Below are 17,447 nucleotides of genomic sequence, written 5' to 3'. Positions count from 1 at the left end.
TTCAATACCATCTGTTGTATTTGATATAGATGAAGGAAACAACGATCACCCAGGATATGCTGAGAAAGGCCGCGTAATTAGGCATAAAGCGGACGAAAATGTAGATCCCTGCTACAACAGCCGCGAGGGGTATGAGGTAGATAAATGACTGAATTAACCATAGAAGTGCTTTCTTCATTTTTTTAAATCTCGTATAAAGCATCTCATTATTTCCTCTTAATAGTGCTTACCAATATTCTTGGCATTGAATTTTGAGTCTATTTTTGTAAGGTAACCGTTTGTTATTTGGCTTAAAGCGTGTTTTTAGAAGGCTATTCAGGCCTGCGTTTTGGGTAACTATACGTCGATGATACATCTGATTAACGATATTTTCCGAATTAGCGCGCTAAACCGATAGTTTTTGCCTACGCTTGATGCTTTCAAGACGTTGCTCAATTTTCTGCACAGTTTAACCCGTTTCAATAGCCGTTAAGCTAGCTACGGATCGGTAGATTTGTTGAATCGTCACGGGTTTAACGGACATAGCAGAGTCATTGGAGATGACTTGAAGAGAGATGCCCAACTGGCTCCAGCGACAGTTTAATCCGGATGCTCCGTATCAGCGTTGGGTAACGGGCATTGCCTATATTAGTAGCCACGAAGGCTGGCTGTATCTGGCCGCTGATGTGGCGGAGATAGGCTGGAAAACTATTAAAAAATATAATCGTATTGCCCATAAGGAAGACAAGATATGGTAAACGAGGATATAGAGAAGGCTGTATTTGCGCTGGTTGAAGATTATAACGGAAAAAGTTTGTTCACATTAAGACGTTATAAGCTTGAGCTGGATACTGACCTTAACAACGACTTTCGCATGGATCCCATTGACGCTTATGAATTGTTTGAACGTTACGCTGACAGTTTTGGCATTAACCCCAGCACGATCACATTTAACGAGTATTTCCCGGAAGATTTCTCCGCAGCACATGATCCAATTACTATCCGTCTGTTGATTGAGTCTGCTCAGGCCGGACGCTGGTTGGGTAAATAATTAACGCCTGCAAAGGTAAGCGTTCAATCTTCAGTTTGTTGCGGTCGCTTCCAGCGAGTAATGGCTGAACGTAATCACTTCTTAGCGCAGCAAGTTACTGGTTTCCTTAAGAGGCTCTTGCAGTAGCATCACCTCATTTCGGACGAGAATCTGCGATGCCTTTACCGCGTCACCAACCCCACCTCTGCTACGAAATCACCTAAATGGGCAATGAGTACGCTGAAGACGTGCAGCGCGTACAGGAAATCTATTCGCCTCACTATCACGATTATGAAGTATTCACGCGCATGGTGAAGTGGGAAACCGTTGCCAATTTAGCTGACACGTCAACGGAGGTTGGCCCTTCGGGCGGCACTGCCAACCCTTAGAGTTCTGTCAATAACTGTACGGGGTCAGAGCGCCGACGATTAGAGCTGGAACTAAAAGCCCGTGGTTTTGAGGGCCACGAGGAAGAAATTAGCCTCCTTTCCAAAGGATGTAGCCTAAATGCGGGGGCGAGGAGACGGCTTTTTTACCAGAACGGAAGGCTTCAAGAGGCTAAATTGGACCGGTGACAATCTGGAGCAATCCCATTGAAAGATAAAAAAGAGTTTCACATTAATGTGAGTTTTATATACTGTATGCATATACAGTCAGTTGTTGAATGGGAGGCAACATGCAGGATTTTCTTTTGGAGTCGGTGAAGCTCCAGCGCATTGATTTGTTTTTGAAACTTGTTGCTGTTAGTGACTGCACAGAGTTGGAAAAGAGCATGGCAATTGAGTGGGTTTCAGAGCTAACTGATGAGCTTATGGCGCGATTACGTAATCACGAATACAGTCGGTCAATGCATCAACTAGAGTAGGAATGAGTGGTCCTGATAGCCACTGCGAGCGTGCATGTCTATGCTGCATGAATTCGCATGATCCAAAAAGGATCGCATCTCTCTCGGCCCGCCTGTTCTGGCGGGCTTTTGCTTATGTCATGCAGTGCATGAAAACCATAACGCAAAGCGGGCAGGCGTGGCGGGGGTACGAGCGCGCGCTATGACTTTAGATATCAGAAATGATGAAAGAAAATTATGTTGCAGCTGAAGCATAACTTGGTGTTTAATAGCTTTAGATAAATTGTTGCATTTATTATTTTCACATTAATTATTTCATAAATTAGTGTGATCTTCTTATGTTTTTAAGAAATAACAACCTGAAGATTCTCATCATAAAATGAAAAAACAACGAATTAAAAGCAAGCCTTTTATTAATGAATCCAATGTTGATTATGTTAAGATACTAAATGAGATTTCATCTATATCTGACGTGATAGTTAAAACTCCTTTTGAGGAAAATAAGTGGGCGGAATATGAGTTTACTTATAACAAAGCTAAGTTTACATTTAGAGTTGTTTCCAATAAATTATTTAAAGTTATGACCTTAATAAACTTTTTTGATTTTGAAGATGCAAGGAATAAGCTAAAGAAAGACCTTGATACTTCGATTAAGGATTTTAACGACACTTCTATTGGCTTTAAAGCATGTAGGGTAGGAAGTGAAGGGTTTATAGTATCATTTAGTTCAGAATTTGTTTTTTTAAATGGTGTTATTAATTCTAATAATATTAGAATTAATGCGTCAATTCTTTCGGCAATTCCTAATAATTTATTAAAGTCGGAAGAGTGACAGGATGATTAAAGATAACACTGAAACTGCGATTTCTAACAAATCTCCAGGGCCAGATTACAAACAGAATACGGTTCAAGAACTATCAGAAACTCATCCTAGCGCTGCAAAGTTGAAGCCTGATGTTTCTTCTGGGGATGTTTTGCCGATAAGTTTGTTAGCCTTAGTATTGATATTGGTAGCCATAGTTTATATGGCGTGCTCATGGCTTAGGACTCAGTTAGATAAATTAATTGAAATTAAAGGCATTAGGCTGACGTTTAGCGTGGTTATATTGCCTTTGGCTGTGATTATTCTTTCTTCATATTTTTTGGATGACAATAAAAAATATCTGTATCTTTTGGCTTTAATTATAAGTCTTGTGACATCCGAGCGTTCTACGGCATTAACGGTTAATAAAAAAGCAGAGGAAAAAGATAAGGAGATTCAGGACAAAGATGCAAAAATTAAAGAAATTAAAGCCATCCTTTTAGACAAAATTCGGGAATTTAAAAGTGTACATTTGGGGAAGCTATTAAGTATTTCCAATGACCGCACACCATGTGGCGCCGATGATGTTCGTAAGCAGGTTCATGACTTTACAACTTTCATGATGTTTCAAAGTTCATTTTTATATACAATTGATGAAATTGAACATAAAGCTAATTCAAGCGTTTCACCTAAACCAGCAGATGAATTTGATATCTATAAAGTAATGTTTAATAGCACCTCCATAAAGGATGCATAAAAATTGTCAATGATGGACGGAAAGCGTTTTTAAAAATCAAACTCCATTTGATTTTATTAGAATGATTAGATTAGGTGTGTTTGACTTTTTTGATTGGTATGGTTGTTTGAATTATTTAGTGCTTATAATTTATTAGTCTGTAGTCATGTCATTAGTTGCGTTTTTAAATTGTAAATCTCCTTCTAATTTATTAATGTGGTTTTAATAGTAAATTTTTCAAAATTATAGCTAGAGTGAGGTGAACTAATGATTCAGCCAAAAGTGTTCATATCTTATAGTTGGTCAAGCAAAACACATCAACAGCATATAAAAGACATCGCAGATAGATTGGCAGCTGATGGCGTCGAATCAGTTGTAGACATTTTTGACTTAAATGAAGGTGATGACAAATACCATTATATGGAGAGGATGGTACAAGATAGTTCCGTTACACATGTCTTAGTAATTTGCGATCAAAAATACTCTGAAAAAGCAGACGCAAGGAAAGATGGTGTGGGTGTTGAGTCGATGATTATTTCGCAAGAAATATACTCAAAGGTTTCTCAGTCAAAATTTATACCTTTGATATTTGAATATAAGGATGGTGGTGAACCTTACACTCCAACTTTTTTGAAGAGCAGAATATATATAGATTTCTCTACTCCTGAAAAAGAGAATGACAACTGGGAACGATTGATTAGAGTTTTATTTGGTCAGCCGGAGTTCACTAGACCAAAGTTAGGAAAGCCACCGGCATACTTACAGCAAAGCACTTTAGCGCCAACTTATGAACTTCATGCGAAGTTCAATAACCTTAAATCTGCCATTTCCAACCAAAGAAGTAATATTAAAGAATGCAGGCGTCAGTTCTTAGATACGGTATATGAGTACTGTGAGTCATTAAGAATTGTTGAAAATCCTTCTGATGATATTCCGGGTGAAGTAATACTAGTCCATAAAAATCTCATCTCAGCTCGCGATATTTTAATTGATTGGATTTTACTTGAGGGGGAAAGTGAAGGCGATGAATTTACTAAAAACATGTTGCATGTAACTGAGTGGTTATTCGGAATTAAAGAACGGCCAGAATCTCTGCGCGCGTATAGTGATGTTTGGTTTCTTCCGCACAGAATTTTCGCTTATGAGACCTTCTTATATGCTGTCGCTGCTTTGGTAAAAGTTGAAGCATTCAGTAGAATTTATGAGTTGTTGAATTCAAGCTATTTACTTCCTGCTCACATTCGCAGTAGAGGAATGGAATTTTCTGATTTTAGCGAGTTATATATAAACTCGGATTACCTTCAGAGTAAACTTGCTCCTGAGAATTATCGATTAAATTCCCCTGTTGCAGAATTGATAAAATTAAGTGCAACTCGAGCAGATATAACTTTTGATGATGTAAAACAAGCGGATCTTGTGGTTTTGATGGTTAGCCTCATAAAAGGAAGGCATTGGTATCCCCAAACCTTACTATATTCTGGGCATTATGAAACTTATCCTCTTTTTACTAGAGCGATACAGCGTAGAGGATTTAAGAGTATTGCTGAAATAACTGGTATTAGTGATAGCGATGTTCTGGCGCAGAAAGTTAAAGAGGGTGACAATCTGGCTAACACCAGAAATTGGAATCAATTTGGTTTTGGTCGGAATTTTTTAGATGCCATGAATATTGATCGCCTAAACACACATAGCTGATAAATAGGCGCTCATCATTGAGCGCCTGATGATTTCAGAAGTCCATGCTATATGAATTAAATCGAATGATATCTTCACCAAGCCATTCATTTATTTGACCTAAGCGTTTTTGCAGCGGTAACAATTCATTGCGCACGAATAAGGTAGTATTTACGGCGAAACAGCGTTGCCGACTCGTTTAGCAGGGTGGACGGGATCGCCGAAAGATACTCCGGCAGGCCGTAAACCTCCTGATTTAAATCCGGCTCCATCAGGTGAAACACACTGCCTTTAGTGAACTCATAGGGCTGCGTGTTCATGCCGTACTGAACGAACCAGTAGGTTTCTAAATCGGTACCGCGTCGGGTGAATTTTGCCAGTGCCGGCTCAAGCGCCAGCACGCCGCCGAGCCTGCTGGTGCGCTTCTCCAGATAGGCGTTACCAAACACCAGATAGTCCTGCACAAAACGGCTGAACGCCTGCTGGCTCAGCAGCGGGTGAGGGATGAAGGTGCTGGTCAGGAAGTTGCGCTTCACGTTGATCGGCGAACTGTGATGCACGGCCGCGCGAAACGTGCGCGCCAGCCCGTCAAAGCTTACAGGTGGTTCATACCACTTATCCATGACCACACATTCCACGTAGTCCAGCAGCTCGCGACGGTCAAGAACCGGCACCGGATCGCCAAAGGTGAACGCTTCCGCCGCCGGGCCGCCGGTCATCTGTTGCTGCTGCACGGGCTGCGTGCGCGTGCGGTTCCTTCGTTTGCTCATTTAAAAAATCTCCATAATGTTGCCGGTGTGGGCGGCTTCGCCCTGTAGCGGTTCGTTTGCCAGCGCGTGCATGGTCGCCCACGCCAGATCGGCGTGGCTTGCGTCTTCGCTGCGGCTGGCTTCGTAGGTCGGGCGGTTGCCGCTGGCCGTGGTGGCACGGCGGATTGCCATAAATGACTGCGCGATGTCGAGGTGCCCAGCGTCGAACTCCAGACGCCCGCTGCTAATGATGTCGAACGCCTTCAGCACCAGGGCGTTTTTCACGTTCGGGTTATAAACGAACTCCTTCACCGCCGGATAAAACATCTTCACGTTTTCGTACACACCTAGGCCGACGCCGGTGGAGTCGATAAGGGTGAGCGGGTTTAAACAGCAGATTGATGCGGGGGAGTGGATTATTACCACACTCACGCATAGCCTGAGTGCTGACAGCGGCTTCACAACCAGCATTGATTTTGAAGTGAAAATAGATTCAATCGAAATGGAATGAATACTATCTCAAAATGGTTAATTTAAGTTTCATGCATTTCAATTGGATTGGGGAGGTGACGCGATGATGAATTGTCCTTTGTGCGGGAACGCCGCACATACACGCAGCAGCTTTCAGGTGTCAGCAACGACTAAAGAGCGCTATAACCAGTGTCAGAATATTAATTGCAGCTGTACTTTTAAATCTCATGAGACTGTATCAGAGATCATCATGAAGCCAGGAAGTGTTAAACCAGTGCCACCCCACCCGGGAAGAGACCAGCAGCAACCATTGTGGCTTTGATTTCTGTGGTTTATGCATTGCCGGTTCAGCACGGGCTAATTTATATCTTTAATGCATCAAACACCAGTCGAAGATTAGAAAAAATTAATTGGAAAATTAATTTTTTCTAATCATTTCATTGATACATTTCAATGAAATCATCAACATTCATTCTGAATGAGTGCGAAGTTAAATCTGTTAATGAGAATATACCTTCTTTATTAATAGGCCTTTTTATAATTAGTGGTATGCCTGGTTTATTTAGCTTTGGGGTCATAAGGCTTGTGCCATGATTGTGTATGAATCTACTGGCTATCTTCGCCACTCGTTTTTCATCGTTTTCGAGATGTGTAAAGTTCATAATGAATAAGCCCTCTACTTCATTGTCAATTCTTCTGATGAATGGCGTAACTCTTAATATATCTTGATATAATTTTGAGTCTTGTTCAAAACAACTAATTCCTAATGCCAGTAACAAGGATGCATCTGGTTTTTGCTGTAGTATTTTACCGTAAGCCAGTCTCCTCAATTTGCTATTCAACACTTCCCCATAACCCGTGCATATTATTTCATTTAGTGGCCTGCCGGGAAAAAGCTCAGCACCACTATAATAATTTTCAATGAATGAATCTCTTTCCGGTTTTTCACAGCTTCTTATCCTAAGGGTAATCCAATTTGAATCAAGTTTTACATAACTTGATTCATGAAAGTTAACCTCAGATATATAATCTAATTTTTCTTCCCATTCCCACATTTTGCAGGCATTAATTGCATCATTCCTCGATTCAAAGAAAAAAGCACCGCTTAGTCTGGATGGTTTGTCAGGGAATTTTGATGCACGAATTTTTTCTATATGAAACTCTGACTCTAGGTCGCTCATATATTTATCGTTAATAGACGATTTAATGTTGCTATATAACCATAATGAAGGTGCTATAAATTCTATGCCTTGTTCATCTTTAGGTGGGTTTGCTAAGACCCGGCCAATAGCAACCTCCCAGGCAACCATCGGGTGGTCTATATCAAGAATAGCGAACAACCTCATTTCTTAATCCCTTGTTAAACAATTTTTCAGTGTTTAGTAAAAAACATTCATTACATACATTGATTAAGCATCAATCTGACCTTTAGTTATGCCTGGATAAAGACTATTTCTTGCATGTGTTCAACACTAGAGGGTCAAAAGTAACAAGTTTCGAACCTGGTTCTGAATGGCATTCTGTGGCAACTAGGGAAGAAAGTATAAAATCTGCTGCCATTTTGCTGCCAATCGATTATTTGGCTACAAAAAAACCGCTTAGGAAAGCGGTTCAACTGCATGATTTATATCACTAAATTTGGTGGCCCCTGCTGGGTTTGAACCAGCGACCAAGCGATTATGAGTCGCCTGCTCTAACCACTGAGCTAAGGGGCCAGCGGAGCGGGGATTATAAAGTATCTCGGAGGGGTGATCCAGCGTTCGCCAATCGGTTGGTGAAAATTAGAACAATATCTGAGTCATTGATCTCCAAGCAAAAATCCCTTTTCACAGCATATCAACGCTCAACCCACATCCAGCCGTTGCTGTTTTTATGAGGCAAGGCACACCACGCACCTTGCCTTAGCAACGCCCAAAGCTTACAGATAACGTGATGCGGGCTTATTCAATGAGATGTACGGAATCATCGCACCACGCGCTTCATCAAGCTTCTGCCACAGGCTCATCTCTTCCACGGAAGGGATGGTAATCAGCTCGCCCGCATCCAGACCGCTCAAGGCTGCCGAGACCAGATCCTCGACTTCCATCATCTTCTCAGCCGGGATGTCATTAATCGATTTCCCGGCACGATCAAAGATCTCCGTCCGCGTGAAGCCGGGCAGCACGGCTTGCAGCACCACGCCGCTGCCTGCTAACTCGCGATCCATATTGCGCGTCAGCGATAGCACATAGGCTTTGCTGGCGTTGTAGGCGCCATTCATCACTTCATGTACCAGCGCGACCACTGAAGCGATGTTTACGATGGTGCCTTGCCCACGTGCACGGAAGGCTTGTGCAGCGCTGTGGGCCAGTTCGGTCAGCGCGATGATATTGAGCGACAGCATAGTTTGAATTGGCTGAATATCGGCGTCGGTAAATTCACCTTCCACCACCATTCCCGCATTGTTAACCAGCATCGTAATGTCGTGGTTGTCACGCAGTTCACGTGCCACTTTAGCCAGGTCATCCGTTTGCGTGAGGTCCGCTGCCAGCACGCGGACGTCAACGCCATGTGCCTCTCGCAGCGATTGCGCCAGCTGGTTAAGCCGTGAGGCATCACGCGCCACCAGAATCAAATTACTGCCGCGTGCGGCCAGCTGTTTCGCGTAAGTTGCACCAATGCCGCTGGATGCGCCGGTAATCAAAGCCAGTTGTTGTGTCATGGTCGGTTCCTGTAAATGATGGTTGTCATATCTGATGGAACTTAATATGACGATCATCATATTTTTCGTCAAGCTGGAATATGATGATCGTAATAATTACACTGATTGCCATTAACGATGAGCAGGATGGTGAGAGATGGAAAAGCAAAGCCACAAGGCGCGCACGCGGCAGCGCATACTGGATGAGGCAGCGGTGGTGATGCGCGAATGCGGCACCGAATGCATTGGCGTGGCGGCGCTGATGAAGCGCGCAGGATTAACTCACGGCGGCTTCTACGCCCACTTTGATTCGCGCGAAGCGCTGGTTGAAGCGGTGATTGCCGAAATGTTTGCTGATTCGGCGCAGCGCTTTGCGGCCATCACCAGCCTGGCCGATCCTGCCGAGCGGCTGACACAACTGATCGATAACTATCTCTCTGAGCATCATCGCAACACGCCTGGCGAAGGCTGCCCGATGCCTGCGCTGGTGAGTGAAATTGCCCATCTGCCGATTGAAACACGCACGCTGTTCTCGCAACGTCGCGATGCGGTGCGGCAACGGCTGGCACAAGCCCTCAACGAAATGCATCATCCTCAGGCTGATGACGTCGCCGCTAGCATGCTGGCCGAAATGGTCGGTGCGGTGGCGCTGGCGCGTGCCTGTCCGGATGATGAGGAAGCGCGCAATATGCTGGCGGTGAGTCGTCGGTTAGTGAAGCAAAGGGCGGGGCTGGAGAGCGCATGAGCGAGCACGATATTCAGGACATTATTGCGCCGGATTTGCAGGTGCTGTTTTGTGGCATCAATCCAGGCAAATCATCGGCGCACACCGGCTTCCACTTTGCTCATCCGGGTAATCGCTTCTGGAAGGTGATCCATCAGGCCGGTTTTACCCGCGAATTGCTGAAACCAGAACAGGAGCAGCGGCTGCTGGAAACCGGTTGTGGCATCACTATGCTGGTTGAGCGTCCCACCATTCAGACCAACGAGTTGGCGGGTGATGAGCTGCGCAATGGCGGGGCGCGTTTGCAGGAGAAGATCTTACGCTATCAGCCGCGTGCGCTGGCGGTGCTGGGCAAAGATGCGTTCCAGAAGGCGTTCCGACAGCGCAAAGTGGAGTGGGGCGAGCAGTCGCAAACCTTGGGTGAAACGCGCTTATGGGTGCTGCCCAATCCCAGCGGTTTGAACCGTGCGACGATAGAGGAGATGGCGGCAGCTTATCGCCAACTTCATGATTGGTTACAGAATAACGCGTGAGCGTGCTCCGCTTAACGCGGCCCTGAAGTTGTTCAATCTGTGGTTTCTGACTAAACCCAAATCTTTATGGCAAATAAAGAGAGGGAAGATGAAACGCACAATCGCGTTAGCGGCGCTGCTGGTGATGGCCCAACAGACGGCACAAGCGGAAACGCTGAAAGTATTTAGCTCCGGTGGCATGTATCCGGTGATTGAGAGCCTGAAGCAGGATTATCAGCAGCAAACCGGCAATACCCTACAGCTGGAAGCGGCACCCTCGATGGGCGATACGCCACAGGCTATCCCTAATCGTCTGAAGCGTCAGGATAATGCCGATGTGCTGGTGATGGTCGATTACGCCATCAAGCCGCTGGAGCAGGCTAAATTTGTGGATAGCAACAGCCATCAGGTGCTGGCGCACTCTTATATCGCGATGGCGGTGAAGCAGGGCATGACGCCGCCGGATATCAGCACGGTGGCGAAATTCAAACAGGTCCTCACGGAAGCCTCAAGCATCGCGATATCAGACAGTGCCAGCGGCAAATATATTCAAGGCAAGATGCTGAGCAAGCTGGAGTTGGGGCCGAAGACCGCCAGCAAAGTGTCAGTGATCCCCGCCACGCCGGTGGGTGAAGCGGTGGCGCAGGGGAAAGCGGAGCTGGGCTTCCAACAGAACAGCGAATTGCAGGCGGTGAAGGGGATCACCATTGTCGGTCTTATCCCGCCAACGGTGCAGCAGGACACGCTATACGGCGCGGTGATTACGCGCAGCACGCAGCAGAAGCAGGCGGCGGCGCAGTTTGTGAAGTATTTGCAGAGCGATAACGCGCGCAAAATGATGCAGGAAAAAGGGCTGACGCCGTTTTAAGGCAATAAAAAACCCCGGCAAGCCGGGGTTTTTCGTCTTAACGAGGATTAATCGTCAAGGAAGCTACGCAGCACTTCGGAGCGGCTTGGGTGACGCAGCTTACGCAGCGCCTTGGCTTCGATCTGACGAATACGCTCACGGGTAACGTCAAACTGTTTGCCAACCTCTTCCAGCGTGTGGTCGGTGTTCATATCGATACCGAAACGCATACGCAGGACTTTCGCTTCACGCGCAGTCAGACCCGCCAGCACGTCGTGGGTGGCTGAACGCAGGCTTTCTGAGGTAGCAGAATCCAGCGGCAGCTCCAGCGTGGTGTCTTCGATAAAATCGCCCAGATGTGAATCTTCATCATCACCAATCGGCGTCTCCATAGAGATCGGCTCTTTAGCAATTTTCAGCACTTTGCGAATCTTATCTTCTGGCATCAGCATACGCTCAGCCAGCTCTTCCGGCGTTGGCTCACGGCCCATCTCTTGCAGCATCTGGCGCGAAATACGGTTGAGCTTGTTGATGGTCTCAATCATATGCACCGGAATACGGATGGTACGTGCCTGGTCGGCGATAGAACGGGTGATAGCCTGACGAATCCACCAGGTCGCATAAGTTGAGAACTTATAACCACGACGGTATTCAAACTTATCAACCGCTTTCATCAGGCCGATGTTACCTTCCTGAATCAGATCGAGGAACTGCAGACCACGGTTGGTGTATTTCTTGGCGATAGAAATAACCAGACGCAAGTTTGCTTCAACCATCTCTTTCTTCGCACGACGCGCTTTGGCTTCGCCGATCGACATGCGACGGTTGATGTCTTTAACCTGCTCGATTGTCAGGCCGGTCTCTTCTTCAATCTGCTGCAATTTCTGCAGTGAACGCGTCACATCATCTTCAACTTCAAGCAGCTTCTCTGACCAGGGCTTATTCATGGCCAGCGCCGCTTTGAACCAGCTTGGGCTGGTTTCGTTGCCGGTGAACAGGGTGATGAAGTTCTTCTTCGGCATTTTGCAGATTTCAATACACAGCTTCATGATCAGGCGCTCTTGCGTACGCACGCGCTCCATCATGACGCGCATACTGTTCACCAGGTAGTCGAATTGCTTCGGCACCAGGCGGAACTGTTTGAACACTTCAGACAGGTTATTGATTTCTGCAACGGCATCAGCGTGGCTGCGGCCTTTGGCTTTGATCACGGTACGGGTGGTTTCGTACTGAGTGCGCAGATCGTTGAACTTCTCGCGCGCCAGTTCTGGATCGATGGAGTTATCATCGTCAGAGCTGTCATCGTCGCCATCTTCGTCTTCTTCATCGTCGTCGTTACGGTCTTCTTCAGACAGTTCAGAACCCACGTGAGTGGCGGTTGGCGCGATATCTTCTTCCGCGTTCGGGTCAACAAAGCCGGTGATCAGGTCAGACAGGCGAGATTCGCCCGCTTCCACACGATCATACTGATCGAGCAGATAGGTGATGGCTTCCGGATATTCGGCAACCGAGCACTGAACCTGGTTGATACCGTCTTCGATACGCTTAGCGATGTCGATTTCGCCTTCGCGCGTCAGCAGCTCAACGGTACCCATTTCGCGCATGTACATACGCACAGGGTCAGTAGTACGGCCAATTTCAGATTCAACGCTAGAGAGTACCTGCGCGGCAGCTTCTGCGGCATCTTCGTCAGTATCACTGCTGTTTTCATTCAGCATCAGATCATCGGCATCAGGTGCTTCTTCAACAACCTGAATACCCATGTCGTTAATCATCTGGATGATGTCTTCGATCTGATCGGAGTCGACGATATCTTCCGGCAGATGGTCATTGACCTCAGCATAGGTCAGAAAGCCCTGCTCCTTACCACGGGTGACAAGCAGCTTAAGCTGTGACTGCGGGTTTTGCTCCATAAGACGGTATCCACACTTCTGTTAATTAGATTGGTGTCGGTCGGCAGCGAGCCAACTATAACAGTGAAGGCGTTGTTCTTTTGCCGCTGCCTTCAACACGGCCAGGGCTTCAGCCCTTCATATATCGGCACTTAAGCCGCTTGAGTTCTTTCATTGCGGGCCTGGCTTACTCGCCATTTTCATCCCCGGCAGTGCTCGTACAAGTTGCTTTAGCAACTTGAACGCCCTTCAGGGCGGCCCCGAAGGGGCGAGCTTCGCGAGTCATCCTCACGTACTTCAGTACGCTCCGGTTACTGCGCGCTGGCGGTCACGAAACTGGCTTCGACGCCGACGGCCCTCGTACGGTGCGCTTAAAACCGAACCGAACGATCAAACCAAAACGGCAGCTTTAACAGCCTTCAACGTTCTGGTCTGGTAAAAATCTTATTTTTTCGCTAATGCCTGGCTTAAGGCCCAGAACTCGCGGCGTTCGGCGGCGCTCAGGCCATCGGTACGATCGCGTGCGATAAGCGCTTCAAGGCGCTGTTCAAGGGCTGAGTCGTAAAGACTCGCCAGTGAATCCTGGAACACGGCTTCTGCTTCTTCATCCACTATCATGTGGTTCCAGGTGGCCAGCGTTTCAAGGGGCTGGCTAAATTCTGTCCCGCGATATAACTCTAGTAGCTGTCCGGTCGTCAGGCCAGGATTCTCCGTACAACGACTGACTAACTCCACAAACAGCGGTAAACCCGCCATTTTTGACTGCTCAAGCCCATCCAGCGTAGGAACGATGGCGGCAAATTGCGGATTCTGCACCAGTAACGCAATCAACACGCGCATGGTGGTGCGCTTCAACGGGGGAGCCGTTGGCGCAGTCCCGCTTTCTGCCTGCTTTGGCATCAGCTTGTCTAACTGGTTATCGTCCAGAATGCCGAGTTTATTACCCAGATTCTGACGCATATAAATGCGTAAAGTTTCACCGGGGATCTGGCTAATTAACGGCAGCGCCAGCGTTGCCAGCTTGGTTTTACCGTCACGCGTGCTCAGATCGACCTGTGGCATCAGGCTGTCGAATAAAAACGTGGAGAGCGGTAAAGCCTGCTCCATCCGCGCTTCAAACGCCTCTTTGCCTTCTTTACGCACCAGCGTGTCCGGGTCCTCGCCATCAGGCAAAAACATAAAGCGTAGCTGACGACCGTCATTCATGTAGGGCAATGCGGTTTCCAGTGCACGCCATGCGGCTTCGCGCCCCGCGCGGTCGCCGTCGTAACAGCAAATCACCGTGTCGGTAGAACGGAACAGCAGCTGAATGTGCTCAGCGGTGGTCGAGGTGCCCAGCGAGGCAACGGCATAATCGATGCCAAATTGCGCCAGCGCCACCACGTCCATATAGCCTTCTACAACCAGCAAACGCGCGGGCTGCGGATGATTCTTTTGCGCTTCATACAGGCCATATAACTGACGGCCTTTATGGAAAATCGGTGTTTCCGGCGAGTTCAGGTACTTCGGCGTATCGTTGCCCAGTACACGTCCACCAAAACCAATGACGCGCCCACGCTTATCGCGAATCGGGAACATCACGCGATCGCGAAAACGATCATAAGTGCGGCCGGAATCGTTACTGACCAGCATGCCCGCTTCCATTAAGGATTCGCGGTCCTCTTTCTGCTGACCAAAACGTTTCAGCACGTTATCCCAGCCTGCTGGCGCATAACCAATCGCGAAGTGATCGATCACTTGCTGGCTGAGACCGCGTGTGGCGAGATAATTTTGTGCAGATGTCGCTTGCGGGTTACGCAGGCTTTGCTGATAGAAACCGTCGAGGCCTTCCAGCAGCTGATACAGACTTTGACGCTGATGACGTTCCATCGGGCTGGGGCCGTTGCCCGCTTCATACGGCACTTCTAAGCCGTGTTGCGTGGCCAGCTCCTCAACGCTTTCGACGAAATCCAGACGATCGTGATTCATCAGGAAATCGATGGCGTTACCTTTGGCGCCACAGCCGAAGCAGTAATAAAACTGCTTCTCACCGCTTACGGTGAAAGAGGGGGTTTTCTCGTTATGAAAAGGACAGCACGCGTGATAGTTCTTACCCTGCTTTTTCAGCTTAACGCGGGCATCGATAAGATCCACGATATCCGTGCGGGCAAGTAAGTCATTGATAAATACGCGTGGAATTCGTCCAGCCATAAGCCCCGGTTTTTCAGCTCATAAACGGCAACAAGCCGCGCTTCCTTTCGGAAAGCACGGCCTCTTACTTGACTCTGTCTGCGTTTAACACGCGGCGGAAGCGAACTTCCGAAAGAAATTAGTACAGACGAGTGCGGCGTGCGTTTTCGCGAGCCAGTTTCTTGGCGTGACGCTTAACAGCAGACGCTTTAGCGCGCTTACGCTCAGTCGTTGGTTTTTCATAAAACTCACGACGACGAACTTCCGCCAGAACACCTGCTTTCTCGCAAGAACGCTTGAAGCGACGCAGTGCTACGTCGAAAGGCTCGTTTTCACGTACTTTAATTACCGGCATGTAACTCTTACCTCGATAAATTCGGTTTTGCTGCTGACTGCGGCGCCAGCACTTTTAAAATGGTGCAGCATTTTACTCCAGCCGTAGCCGAGTTGTAAAGCACCATGAACAATTTAGAACCAACAGAGACATATGCCATCGCGGCTGCCGGTTTTTTCAGGCCGTGGAGTATAGCGCACTCTTTGTGCGACAGAAAAACACTTTTTCCTGGCAAAGTCGTCCAGCGTGTGATTCGCCTGTGCTACACTGCGCGCCGCAAGAAGAGGGTGATAAAAGCTATGCGAGTTCTGGGTATTGAAACGTCCTGCGATGAAACCGGCATCGCGATTTATGACGATGCGTCCGGTCTGTTGGCGAATCAATTATATAGCCAGGTCAAACTGCACGCCGATTACGGTGGCGTAGTGCCCGAACTGGCCTCACGTGACCACGTGCGCAAAACCGTTCCGCTGATTCAGGCTGCGCTGAAAGAAGCCGGATTAGCCGCAAAAGACATTGATGCCGTGGCCTATACCGCCGGTCCAGGTTTGGTCGGGGCGCTATTAGTCGGGGCGACTGTCGGCCGTGCACTGGCGTTCGCGTGGAATGTGCCTGCCGTGCCAGTCCATCATATGGAAGGCCATCTGCTGGCACCGATGCTGGAAGAGAATCCACCGGAGTTTCCGTTTGTGGCACTGCTGGTCTCCGGCGGTCACACGCAGTTAATCAGCGTCACTGGCATTGGTGAATACACTTTGCTGGGCGAATCGATTGACGATGCGGCGGGTGAAGCTTTCGATAAAACCGCCAAACTGCTCGGTCTGGATTATCCAGGCGGGCCGATGCTGTCACGCATGGCGCAACAGGGCACGCCGGGTCGCTTCAAATTCCCGCGCCCGATGACCGATCGCCCAGGGCTGGAATTCAGCTTCTCGGGTTTGAAAACCTTCGCCGCTAACACCATTCGTGAACATAACGGCGATGAGCAGGCGCGTGCCGATATCGCTCGTGCGTTTGAGGATGCAGTGGTGGATACGCTGATGATCAAGTGCAAACGCGCGCTGGAGCAGACCGGCTTTAAACGCCTGGTGATTGCCGGTGGTGTCAGCGCCAACCGCACGCTGCGTGAACGCATGGCCGAGATGATGCAAAAGCGCGGTGGCGAGGTGTTTTACGCGCGTCCGGAGTTCTGCACCGATAACGGCGCAATGATTGCCTATGCAGGCATGGTGCGGCTGAAAGGCGGTACGCGCGGTGGACTGGGCGTCAGCGTCCGGCCACGTTGGCCACTGGCCGAGTTGCCCGCCATCTAAAACGAAAAAACCGGCATCGCGCCGGTTTTTTTTATTTCTTTTTCTTTCGCTTCCAGATCTTATTTTCCTGGCCGCGCCACAAGCGCTGGATGTTGTCGTGATGGCGCAACAGAATCAAACAGGAGAGCATCGAAACCGGGAAGGTGAATTGGGGTTTGAACCACCACACGTAAAACGGCGCGATCAGCGCACTGACTATCGCACCCAGCGAGGAGTAGCCGCTCAGCAGTACCGTCAGCAGCCAGGTGCCGGTCATCAATCCCGTCAAATCCCAGCCAATCGGCGCAATCGCACCAAACGCGGTTGCTACGCCTTTACCACCACGGAAACGGAAGAACACCGGATAGATATGGCCGAGGCAGGCAGCAATCGCGGTTAAGCCGAGATACATCGGCGTGACGTGCAGCAGATAGGCGATCCATACCGGAATCATCCCTTTTGCCACGTCGAAAATCAGTACCGCAGCCGCAGCGGCTTTGCCACCAATGCGCAACACGTTGGTCGCGCCTGGGTTGCCGGAGCCAGCGGTACGCGGATCGGGTAAGCGCGCGAGTTTACAAACCAGGATCGCACTGGAAATCGAGCCGCAAAGATACGCGAAAATAATCATACCAAGCGCGATAGCACTCATAGCGTCGTACCGTTCCTTTTGGGTCGTTTTGTTCTCGATAAGCGTGGATAATACGCATAA

Annotated in this window: 17 protein-coding genes, 1 tRNA gene and 4 pseudogenes; 13 read left to right on the top strand and 9 right to left on the bottom strand. The window is 48.2% G+C overall.

All coding sequences use genetic code 11. The features are described 5' to 3' along the window. Positions 1-554: 554 nt before the first annotated feature. The 7 genes and pseudogenes from ACCW76_RS04415 to ACCW76_RS04385 all read left to right on the top strand — a co-directional run bounded on the left by ACCW76_RS04415 (position 555) and on the right by ACCW76_RS04385 (position 5,086). The gene (locus ACCW76_RS04415; RefSeq protein ID WP_436337903.1) at positions 555-737 is read left to right on the top strand and encodes a hypothetical protein; all 183 of its coding nucleotides are present in this window, start codon (positions 555-557) and stop codon (positions 735-737) included. Further along, on the top strand, positions 731-1,030 hold the full coding sequence (locus ACCW76_RS04410) for a DUF1493 family protein (protein WP_436337864.1): 300 nt from the start codon (positions 731-733) through the stop codon (positions 1,028-1,030). The genes ACCW76_RS04415 and ACCW76_RS04410 overlap by 7 nt, the downstream gene beginning before the upstream one ends. A gap of 182 nt (positions 1,031-1,212) precedes the next feature. After that, positions 1,213-1,584: pseudogene (locus tag ACCW76_RS04405) on the top strand (replication endonuclease); the annotation flags it as partial. Positions 1,585-1,685: 101 nt separating this feature from the next. Further along, a complete protein-coding gene (locus tag ACCW76_RS04400; RefSeq protein ID WP_436337863.1) occupies positions 1,686-1,874 on the top strand; it encodes a hypothetical protein in 189 nt (62 codons plus the stop codon). Positions 1,875-2,232: 358 nt separating this feature from the next. Then, a complete protein-coding gene (locus tag ACCW76_RS04395) occupies positions 2,233-2,685 on the top strand; it encodes a hypothetical protein (protein WP_436337862.1) in 453 nt (150 codons plus the stop codon). 4 nt (positions 2,686-2,689) lie between these two features. Beyond that, complete coding sequence (locus ACCW76_RS04390; RefSeq protein WP_436337861.1) at positions 2,690-3,412, top strand: hypothetical protein; 723 nt, start codon at positions 2,690-2,692, stop codon at positions 3,410-3,412. A gap of 246 nt (positions 3,413-3,658) precedes the next feature. Continuing rightward, entirely contained in the window at positions 3,659-5,086 is a 1,428-nt protein-coding gene (locus ACCW76_RS04385) for a TIR domain-containing protein (protein ID WP_436337860.1), read from the top strand. A gap of 140 nt (positions 5,087-5,226) precedes the next feature. On the opposite strand, the pseudogene ACCW76_RS04380 reads toward ACCW76_RS04385, so the two are convergent. Beyond that, positions 5,227-5,784: pseudogene (locus ACCW76_RS04380) on the bottom strand (phage portal protein); the annotation flags it as partial. A gap of 51 nt (positions 5,785-5,835) precedes the next feature. After that, a pseudogene (locus ACCW76_RS04375) lies at positions 5,836-6,186 on the bottom strand (oxidoreductase); the annotation flags it as partial. 1 nt (position 6,187) lies between these two features. On the opposite strand from ACCW76_RS04375, the pseudogene ACCW76_RS04370 reads away from it, so the two are divergent. Together ACCW76_RS04370 and ACCW76_RS04365 are read left to right on the top strand one after the other, a co-directional pair. Continuing rightward, positions 6,188-6,325: pseudogene (locus tag ACCW76_RS04370) on the top strand (phage late control D family protein); the annotation flags it as partial. A 63-nt stretch (positions 6,326-6,388) separates the two neighbouring features. Next, the gene (locus ACCW76_RS04365; protein WP_235765155.1) at positions 6,389-6,607 is read left to right on the top strand and encodes an ogr/Delta-like zinc finger family protein; all 219 of its coding nucleotides are present in this window, start codon (positions 6,389-6,391) and stop codon (positions 6,605-6,607) included. Positions 6,608-6,722: 115 nt separating this feature from the next. Here ACCW76_RS04365 and ACCW76_RS04360 read toward each other — a convergent pair whose 3' ends face one another. From ACCW76_RS04360 to ACCW76_RS04350, 3 genes are all read right to left on the bottom strand, one after another. Continuing rightward, positions 6,723-7,631 carry a hypothetical protein gene (locus tag ACCW76_RS04360; RefSeq protein WP_436337859.1) on the bottom strand — a complete coding sequence of 303 codons (909 nt, stop codon included), beginning with the start codon at positions 7,629-7,631 and terminating at the stop codon, positions 6,723-6,725. A gap of 293 nt (positions 7,632-7,924) precedes the next feature. Beyond that, positions 7,925-8,000, bottom strand: a tRNA-Ile gene (locus tag ACCW76_RS04355). 203 nt (positions 8,001-8,203) lie between these two features. Then, a complete protein-coding gene (locus ACCW76_RS04350; protein WP_436337858.1) occupies positions 8,204-8,986 on the bottom strand; it encodes an SDR family NAD(P)-dependent oxidoreductase in 783 nt (260 codons plus the stop codon). 136 nt (positions 8,987-9,122) lie between these two features. On the opposite strand from ACCW76_RS04350, the gene ACCW76_RS04345 reads away from it, so the two are divergent. The 3 genes from ACCW76_RS04345 to ACCW76_RS04335 all read left to right on the top strand — a co-directional run bounded on the left by ACCW76_RS04345 (position 9,123) and on the right by ACCW76_RS04335 (position 11,069). Continuing rightward, complete coding sequence (locus tag ACCW76_RS04345) at positions 9,123-9,710, top strand: TetR/AcrR family transcriptional regulator (RefSeq protein ID WP_436337857.1); 588 nt, start codon at positions 9,123-9,125, stop codon at positions 9,708-9,710. Next, positions 9,707-10,222, top strand: coding sequence for a G/U mismatch-specific DNA glycosylase (mug, locus tag ACCW76_RS04340; protein ID WP_436337856.1), 516 nt, complete (start codon positions 9,707-9,709; stop codon positions 10,220-10,222). Before ACCW76_RS04345 ends, mug begins: the two co-directional genes overlap by 4 nt. 88 nt (positions 10,223-10,310) lie before the next feature. After that, on the top strand, positions 10,311-11,069 hold the full coding sequence (locus ACCW76_RS04335; RefSeq protein ID WP_436337855.1) for a substrate-binding domain-containing protein: 759 nt from the start codon (positions 10,311-10,313) through the stop codon (positions 11,067-11,069). Between the two features lie 47 nt (positions 11,070-11,116). Here the strand turns inward: ACCW76_RS04335 and rpoD are convergent, their stop codons facing one another. The 3 genes from rpoD to rpsU form a co-directional block, all read right to left on the bottom strand. Next, on the bottom strand, positions 11,117-12,961 hold the full coding sequence (gene rpoD / locus ACCW76_RS04330; protein WP_436337854.1) for an RNA polymerase sigma factor RpoD: 1,845 nt from the start codon (positions 12,959-12,961) through the stop codon (positions 11,117-11,119). Between the two features lie 423 nt (positions 12,962-13,384). Continuing rightward, entirely contained in the window at positions 13,385-15,130 is a 1,746-nt protein-coding gene (gene dnaG, locus ACCW76_RS04325) for a DNA primase (RefSeq protein ID WP_436337853.1), read from the bottom strand. A gap of 118 nt (positions 15,131-15,248) precedes the next feature. Further along, positions 15,249-15,464, bottom strand: a complete 216-nt coding sequence (rpsU, locus tag ACCW76_RS04320; RefSeq protein WP_001144069.1) for a 30S ribosomal protein S21 — start codon at positions 15,462-15,464, stop codon at positions 15,249-15,251. Positions 15,465-15,742: 278 nt separating this feature from the next. Between rpsU and tsaD the strand changes: the two genes are divergently transcribed. Beyond that, the gene (gene tsaD, locus ACCW76_RS04315; protein ID WP_436337852.1) at positions 15,743-16,756 is read left to right on the top strand and encodes a tRNA (adenosine(37)-N6)-threonylcarbamoyltransferase complex transferase subunit TsaD; all 1,014 of its coding nucleotides are present in this window, start codon (positions 15,743-15,745) and stop codon (positions 16,754-16,756) included. 31 nt (positions 16,757-16,787) lie between these two features. Here the strand turns inward: tsaD and plsY are convergent, their stop codons facing one another. Continuing rightward, entirely contained in the window at positions 16,788-17,387 is a 600-nt protein-coding gene (plsY, locus tag ACCW76_RS04310; RefSeq protein WP_034828352.1) for a glycerol-3-phosphate 1-O-acyltransferase PlsY, read from the bottom strand. Between the last annotated feature and the right edge of the window lie 60 nt (positions 17,388-17,447).

Source organism: Pantoea sp. C8B4 (assembly GCF_051336905.1).
GTDB classification, from domain to species: domain Bacteria; phylum Pseudomonadota; class Gammaproteobacteria; order Enterobacterales; family Enterobacteriaceae; genus Pantoea; species Pantoea rwandensis_B.
This window is presented reverse-complemented; position numbering and strand designations above follow the sequence as displayed.

Bases quoted from the DNA above. Each gene is read 5' to 3' on its own strand.
- ACCW76_RS04365 (WP_235765155.1), top strand. From the start codon at position 6,389: ATGATGAATTGTCCTTTGTGCGGGAACGCCGCACATACACGCAGCAGC.
- ACCW76_RS04400 (WP_436337863.1), top strand. From the start codon at position 1,686: ATGCAGGATTTTCTTTTGGAGTCGGTGAAGCTCCAGCGCATTGATTTG.
- mug (WP_436337856.1), top strand. From the start codon at position 9,707: ATGAGCGAGCACGATATTCAGGACATTATTGCGCCGGATTTGCAGGTG.
- dnaG (WP_436337853.1), bottom strand. From the start codon at position 15,130: ATGGCTGGACGAATTCCACGCGTATTTATCAATGACTTACTTGCCCGC.
- ACCW76_RS04395 (WP_436337862.1), top strand. From the start codon at position 2,233: ATGAAAAAACAACGAATTAAAAGCAAGCCTTTTATTAATGAATCCAAT.
- tsaD (WP_436337852.1), top strand. From the start codon at position 15,743: ATGCGAGTTCTGGGTATTGAAACGTCCTGCGATGAAACCGGCATCGCG.
- plsY (WP_034828352.1), bottom strand. From the start codon at position 17,387: ATGAGTGCTATCGCGCTTGGTATGATTATTTTCGCGTATCTTTGCGGC.
- ACCW76_RS04345 (WP_436337857.1), top strand. From the start codon at position 9,123: ATGGAAAAGCAAAGCCACAAGGCGCGCACGCGGCAGCGCATACTGGAT.
- ACCW76_RS04410 (WP_436337864.1), top strand. From the start codon at position 731: ATGGTAAACGAGGATATAGAGAAGGCTGTATTTGCGCTGGTTGAAGAT.
- ACCW76_RS04360 (WP_436337859.1), bottom strand. From the start codon at position 7,631: ATGAGGTTGTTCGCTATTCTTGATATAGACCACCCGATGGTTGCCTGG.
- ACCW76_RS04390 (WP_436337861.1), top strand. From the start codon at position 2,690: ATGATTAAAGATAACACTGAAACTGCGATTTCTAACAAATCTCCAGGG.
- rpsU (WP_001144069.1), bottom strand. From the start codon at position 15,464: ATGCCGGTAATTAAAGTACGTGAAAACGAGCCTTTCGACGTAGCACTG.
- ACCW76_RS04385 (WP_436337860.1), top strand. From the start codon at position 3,659: ATGATTCAGCCAAAAGTGTTCATATCTTATAGTTGGTCAAGCAAAACA.
- ACCW76_RS04335 (WP_436337855.1), top strand. From the start codon at position 10,311: ATGAAACGCACAATCGCGTTAGCGGCGCTGCTGGTGATGGCCCAACAG.
- ACCW76_RS04415 (WP_436337903.1), top strand. From the start codon at position 555: ATGCCCAACTGGCTCCAGCGACAGTTTAATCCGGATGCTCCGTATCAG.
- rpoD (WP_436337854.1), bottom strand. From the start codon at position 12,961: ATGGAGCAAAACCCGCAGTCACAGCTTAAGCTGCTTGTCACCCGTGGT.
- ACCW76_RS04350 (WP_436337858.1), bottom strand. From the start codon at position 8,986: ATGACACAACAACTGGCTTTGATTACCGGCGCATCCAGCGGCATTGGT.